Origin of the sequence: Pararcticibacter amylolyticus, assembly GCF_003130405.1 — a bacterium.
GTDB classification, from domain to species: domain Bacteria; phylum Bacteroidota; class Bacteroidia; order Sphingobacteriales; family Sphingobacteriaceae; genus Arcticibacter; species Arcticibacter amylolyticus.
Window position 1 is genome coordinate 433,534 of record NZ_QEAS01000002.1, and the last position, 6,047, is coordinate 439,580.

8 protein-coding genes are annotated in these 6,047 nt (G+C 43.4%); 3 read left to right on the forward strand and 5 right to left on the reverse strand.

Annotated features, from left to right (window positions below; translation table 11 throughout):
• Window positions 1-3: 3 nt before the first annotated feature.
• The 3 genes from DDR33_RS04235 to DDR33_RS04245 are packed head-to-tail and all read left to right on the forward strand — an operon-like array spanning window position 4 to window position 1,796.
• Window positions 4-384 carry a response regulator gene (locus DDR33_RS04235; RefSeq protein ID WP_109414569.1) on the forward strand — a complete coding sequence of 127 codons (381 nt, stop codon included), beginning with the start codon at window positions 4-6 and terminating at the stop codon, window positions 382-384.
• Window positions 385-1,206 carry a CheR family methyltransferase gene (locus DDR33_RS04240; RefSeq protein ID WP_109414507.1) on the forward strand — a complete coding sequence of 274 codons (822 nt, stop codon included), beginning with the start codon at window positions 385-387 and terminating at the stop codon, window positions 1,204-1,206. It abuts the gene before it with no gap.
• Entirely contained in the window at window positions 1,188-1,796 is a 609-nt protein-coding gene (locus tag DDR33_RS04245) for a chemotaxis protein CheB (protein WP_109414508.1), read from the forward strand. Before DDR33_RS04240 ends, DDR33_RS04245 begins: the two co-directional genes overlap by 19 nt.
• Here DDR33_RS04245 and lysA read toward each other — a convergent pair.
• From lysA to DDR33_RS04270, 5 genes are all read right to left on the reverse strand, one after another.
• Window positions 1,784-2,938, reverse strand: a complete 1,155-nt coding sequence (gene lysA / locus DDR33_RS04250) for a diaminopimelate decarboxylase (protein WP_109414509.1) — start codon at window positions 2,936-2,938, stop codon at window positions 1,784-1,786. The two genes, DDR33_RS04245 and lysA, sit on opposite strands and share 13 nt — an antisense overlap.
• Window positions 2,939-2,975: 37 nt before the next feature.
• Window positions 2,976-4,286: an aspartate kinase gene (locus DDR33_RS04255; RefSeq protein WP_109414510.1), complete on the reverse strand. Its 1,311-nt coding sequence runs from the start codon at window positions 4,284-4,286 to the stop codon at window positions 2,976-2,978.
• A 276-nt stretch (window positions 4,287-4,562) separates the two neighbouring features.
• The gene (locus tag DDR33_RS04260; RefSeq protein ID WP_109414511.1) at window positions 4,563-4,829 is read right to left on the reverse strand and encodes a hypothetical protein; all 267 of its coding nucleotides are present in this window, start codon (window positions 4,827-4,829) and stop codon (window positions 4,563-4,565) included.
• 58 nt (window positions 4,830-4,887) lie between these two features.
• On the reverse strand, window positions 4,888-5,484 hold the full coding sequence (gene pncA / locus DDR33_RS04265; RefSeq protein WP_109414512.1) for a bifunctional nicotinamidase/pyrazinamidase: 597 nt from the start codon (window positions 5,482-5,484) through the stop codon (window positions 4,888-4,890).
• Window positions 5,485-5,513: 29 nt separating this feature from the next.
• Window positions 5,514-6,047: hypothetical protein (locus DDR33_RS04270; protein ID WP_238387658.1), on the reverse strand; the 534-nt coding region annotated here is incomplete at its 5' end.

The window sequence follows — 6,047 nt, forward strand, 5'->3', positions numbered from 1 at the left end:
GTTATGCAACGCTATATTTTAATTATCGATGATGAGCCACGCAATATTTTTGCACTGGTGGCTGTCCTTAAATCAAAGGGGTACAGGTGTCTGACTGCAAATGGCGCCGCAGAAGGTTTGAAGATTTTGCAGACGAGGGAGGATATTGGCATAATTCTTATGGATATGATGATGCCTGATATGGATGGCTACGAAGCTATGAGCTGGATCAGAAATGAAAAATCTCTCGCCGATGTACCCATCATCGCTGTAACAGCGCAGGCAATGGTAGGCGATCGCGAAAAATGCCTGAACGCCGGCGCTAATGCCTATATATCGAAACCGATAGACGTAGATGCGCTTGAAGACCTGTTGAAAAGATTTTTAAGAATTTACGATAACTAAATGGAGCAAAATGCATTAAAGGACACTGATGTAGAAACATTACTGAATGACTTACTGGAACTGTACGGGTATGATTTTACAGAGTATTCAAAAGCATCAATCAAAAGGAGAGTAAACCGCTTATATATATTAGACCGATTTTTAAGCTTTGCAGAGTTCAGATACAGGATCAAGGCAGACCCGGATTATCTGAAACGGTTTGTGGAGCAGATCACGGTAACAGTAACCGAGATGTTTCGTGATCCGCCATTCTACAAGTCTTTGCGGGAAAACGTACTGCCGACACTAGGAACGTATCCGTTCATCAGGATCTGGCATGCAGGGTGTTCCTCAGGCGAAGAAGTCTATTCGATGGCTGTTCTTCTCGAAGAAGCAAATCTTCTTCACAAATCTTTACTCTATGCAACAGACATAAACCCCGAGGTTCTTGACAAAGCAAGGAAAGGGATCTTCTCTTTAGCTCACATGAAGCAATATTCAGAAAATTATATTTCTTCAGGCGGAAAAAAGGAATTCTCCCAGTATTACACGGCGAATTACGACAAAGTGATATTTGACGACAGATTCCGGAAAAAAATGATCTTTTCTACTCACAATCTGGTTTCAGACCGCTCTTTCAACGTATTTCAGCTTATTTTATGCCGGAATGTACTAATCTATTTTGACAAGGACCTTCAAACACGGGTATTTGATTTATTTGAGGAGAGCCTTGAAAATCTTGGCTTCCTGGCTTTGGGTTCAAAAGAAACACTCCGGTTTTCTAATATAGCAGCGCGGTTCAAGCAGACAGACAAAGAAAAGATATGGCGAAAAATAGCTTAGCCTCACCAGTTGATCTTGTGGTAATCGGGGGTTCTGCCGGCAGTCTTGACGTGATCCTTCGCATGCTTCCACCGCTCAGTCACGACCTTCGCTTTCCTGTGATCATCGTTCTCCACAGGAAGAGCACTTTTGATTCGAGCCTCAGCGATCTTTTCGCGACAAGAACCTCTCTTACTGTAAAAGAAGCTGAAGAAAAAGAATATTTGAGGCCGGGCGTCATCTACCTGGCTCCCGCAGATTATCATTTGCTCGTAGAAAAGAATCTGACTCTTTCCCTGGACTACTCAGAAAAAGTAAACTATTCAAGGCCTTCTATTGACGTAACCTTTCAAACCGCAGCAGATGCGCTGGAAGGTAATCTGGCCGGAATACTCCTCTCAGGTGCTAACGCAGACGGAGCGCTGGGACTGAAAACGATCCATTCAGCCGGAGGCATAACAGCTGCTCAGAACCCCGGTTCGGCAGAAATGCCTTATATGCCCAACCAGGCCCTGGCCTTAAGTGTTGTCGACTATATCCTCAATATTGATGAGATAGCTTACTTTGTCAATAAGCTATCTGATAGTAAAACAAAATTTCACTCGGAATAAAGGAACCTTATTTCATCCCTGAGATTATACCGTGACGCCATCACTTCTCCATAAGCACCGGCAGTTCGTATGGCAACCAGATCTCCCCGCTCCGACTCAGGCAATTCCACCTCTTTCCCAAAGCAGTCTGTAGATTCGCAGATCGGCCCTACCACATCATACCTGACCAGACCTTCGTTCTCCGCCTTCGAAATATTCTCTATCTTATGGTAAGCCTGATACAGCGCAGGACGCATTAACTCTGTCATTCCTGCATCGAGAACCAGGAAATTCTTCTTAATGCCCTTTTTTACATACAGCACCCGGCTTATCAGCGAGCCGCAGGCAGCAACCAGAGCTCTTCCGAGTTCAAAATGAACTTCCTGTCCGTGCTTTCGTTCAAGGAACTGGTTAAATATTCCGAAATATCCTTTGAAATCCGCAATTGAATGGACATCAGGTTGATAGTAATCAATACCAAGCCCACCTCCCACGTTCAGCACCCGGATATTGAATCCTCTTTCTTCAAACCAGACCTTGATCTCATTCACCTTAACGCATAAACTCTTAAATACATTAAGATCGGTGATCTGCGATCCGATATGAAAATGGATCCCCTCAAGCCACAGCGCCTTTGCATGAGTGAGAACCTCGGCACACGCGGGGAGCTCCCACTGATTAATGCCAAATTTATTCTCGGCCAGGCCGGTTGTAATATTGTGATGGGTATGAGCATCCACATTAGGATTGATTCTAAGGGCTACCCGCGCCTTCTTCCCTGCTTTCAATGCCAGATCATTGATCACTTCCAGTTCCTGGACAGATTCGACGTTAAAGCAAAAAATATTGTGATTCAGGGCCTCAGTTATTTCGCGGTCAGACTTACCCACCCCTGCAAACACAACCTTTTCAGGAGAAAACCCGATCTCAATAGCCTTATTCACCTCGTTGCCACTTACACAATCAGCGCCAAAGCCTGCATCCTTTACTAACTGGAGGATGCGGGAATTAAAATTAGCTTTCATGGCATAGTGCACATGAAAGCCGTAAGATGCAGCCGCCTCTGCGCACTCACTTAATGTCTGCTTCAATAATGGCAGATCATAATGATAAAACGGAGTCTGTTCAGACTCAAAACGGCCTGATATATCTTTAGAAAACATTCTTTGAATTATCCTTCTCCGGAAGGTCCGGATTTAATTAAAATAAACGGTCGTGCAGACTCCTTAGTGCTTCAGTTTTATCAGCATTATCTACAAGGAGTGAAATATTGCAGTTGCTGGCGCCATAAGAGATCATCTTAATGGAGATATGCTTCAGAGAATCAAAAACACGCGCTGCGAAGCCATGTGATTCAAAAGAAAAGTCTCCCACTACACAAACAATCGTCTGATTGGTTTCCACCTCAACAGAACCGAAATCATTGAGGTCTTTCAGGATATCATCCAGATATTTCAGATCATCAATCGTAACAGATACCGCAACTTCAGATGTGGTGATCATATCGATAGGTGTTTTATACCTTTCAAATATCTCAAAAACTTTCCTGAGGAACCCGTAAGCCAAAAGCATTCTGCTCGAATGGATCTTGATAGCAACAATTCCGTCCTTCGCCGCAATAGACTTAATTTTCCCCTTCTCGCTTTCATTGGTGATCAGGGTGCCGGCAGCATCAGGATCCATGGTATTAAGAAGACGCACAGGAATTTTATACTTCTGAGCCGGAAATACGCTTTGCGGATGCAGGATCTTCGCACCGAAATACGCAAGCTCTGCTGCTTCGTCAAAAGACAGCTGTGCAATAGGTTTTGTTCCCTTAACGATCCGCGGATCGTTATTGTGCATCCCATCGATATCCGTCCAGATTTGTACCTCGTCAGCCCTGATTGCCGCTCCGATAAGGGATGCCGTATAATCACTTCCTCCCCTGCGCAGGTTATCTATTTCGCCGAAGGAGTTCCGGCAGATATATCCTTGTGTGATAAAGAGTGTTTGATCTGCACGGCTGTCCAGAAGTGGCTGTAAGCGCGATCCGATATATTCTATCACAGGTTCATTGTCTTCATCGATCTTCATGAAATCAAGTGCTGGCAGCAGCACCGATCTCACACCAATCTCAGTGAGGTAAAAATGATATAAGGTGGTGGATAATAGTTCTCCCTGTGCCAGGATTATTTTTTCTTCAACCGGCGTAAAAAGGTCAGTAGAAAAAGATCCGATCAGAGTAAAATGATAATCAATCAGCTCTTTTCCGTTATTGCGTCCTTCTTCCGTGGTAAATAATTCATGAACAAATGTCTTGTACTTTTCATAAAGAGCGTCCGTAAGTTGTTTTGCCTTACGCTTATCGCCGTCCAGATAAGCTTGAGAAATTTCAACCAGGTTGTTTGTGGTACCCGCTACCGCAGACAATACTACAATTTGCTTTTCTTCAGGACGGATAATGTCAAGCAGCTTTTTCATCCGCTCCGGATTGCCTACTGATGTTCCGCCAAATTTTAAAATCTTCATTTACAATTATTTGTTCTTAAGTTAGATTCGAACCTCTCATGCTTTAACTGAACCGGATCCGGCAATTCAACGAATTCACAGGTCTGAGATTTCCTGCTTCCGTGTTGAATTTCCCAGCATGCATAAATTGGTTCATCTTTATTTTACGGCTTGTTATACCAGAAACTCCAGTTTCCGGATTTAGGCGCTAAAAATAATTAAAAGGAGGATATTATTGAGGGGATTTTACATTTTTTTGCCTTTTCTATTCTTTTGAGTGAACAGGTGGAGACATCTTTAGACAGAATAGCCATTTATAGCTTTTCCGAGCCTTTCAACGATTTCATCATCCAGATTCCCCTCTTCCTGCTCCCAGCATACAGGCTCATCACAGGTAAGTTCAAGTGTGCACAAATGCTCGTCATTTAAAACTAAAATATACTTTGTGCCGCAGGGAACAACAAGCAACCGGCTGTAATCGCCTGTGTCAAATACGTCAGCCTCTATATAAAAAGGGTCTTCCGGAATTTTCTGTTCTTTCTCAAAAAGATATTCGTCTTCCATAGCAATGGAACAACAAGAAAGGCTTGCTATTGTTGAGCCCTTTGTACGTTTTACCAGATCAAATGCTTACGATCTTTCCTCCCCGTGAGATAATATCCTCTTTCACAAAAGAAAAGGCATTGTTATCAATAGGCCTCGTGGCATTTTCGATCAGACAGGTATTAAATCCTTCATTCAGCGCATCCTTCACCGAATAATAGACACAAAAATCCGCTGCTAGTCCGGCCACATATAATTCAGCAACTCCTTTTCCCTTTAAATACTCAGCCAGCGCAGTTGATTTCCGTTTGCCATTATCATAGAAACCACTATAGCTGTCAATTTCAGGATCTGTGCCCTTTCGGAAGATTGCTTCAATACGGTTCTGATGAAGGCGGGATGAAAATTCGGCTCCCGGCGTTCCCTGAACACAATGATCAGGCCACAACACCTGTTCGAGCCCGTTCAGCATGGTCTTTTCAAAAAGCTCTTTTCCCGCGTGTGCAGAAGCAAAACTGCGATGCCCCTCCGGATGCCAGTCCTGCGTGGCGACTACCAGCTCGAATTGCTCCTGGAAACTATTTACAATATCTATTATAGCATCTCCGCCCGGAACAGCCAGGGCTCCGCCTTCGAGAAAATCGTTTTGAATATCAATAAGAAGAAGTGCCTTCATATTCTGATCCTGCTTTACAATGCTTCATCTTAGTTCGCAGCTATTCGGCCCTCTGCGGTATTGATGGACTTATTTACCGTCTCAATCAATCCCCTGACTGCATCTTTTAGCTTAGGATTGCCGTTATAATTCACGTCAAACACCACGCTCTTCGTCTTTCGCTGGTATTTATATTCCAGGTAATAACGCGGTGAACCCGGAGTTCCTTTTTCAGAGGCACGCATGTCAGACGGAAAATCCCAGAATCCATATTCTACAGCTTTCCTGTGGAGATATAAAAGATCATCCTTGGTTAATTTCACCTGCTTCTTCACCAGTGAATCCCGGTCATTGAGATACTGGTAATTCATGGTTTTGGAGTCATACTGATTAATAAGGCTGTCTCCGGTTCCGTATTTAAGTGTCAGCGATTCAAACTCAGCAAACTTATAAGGTGCATTCTTCACCATCATGCCATAGTAATAGACACAGTATATCAAAAAAGGCACCGCAATACTTAATGCCAGAAATATCTTTTTTCCTTTTTCACTCATTTTACAAAAGTACAATAACAAGCACCACTT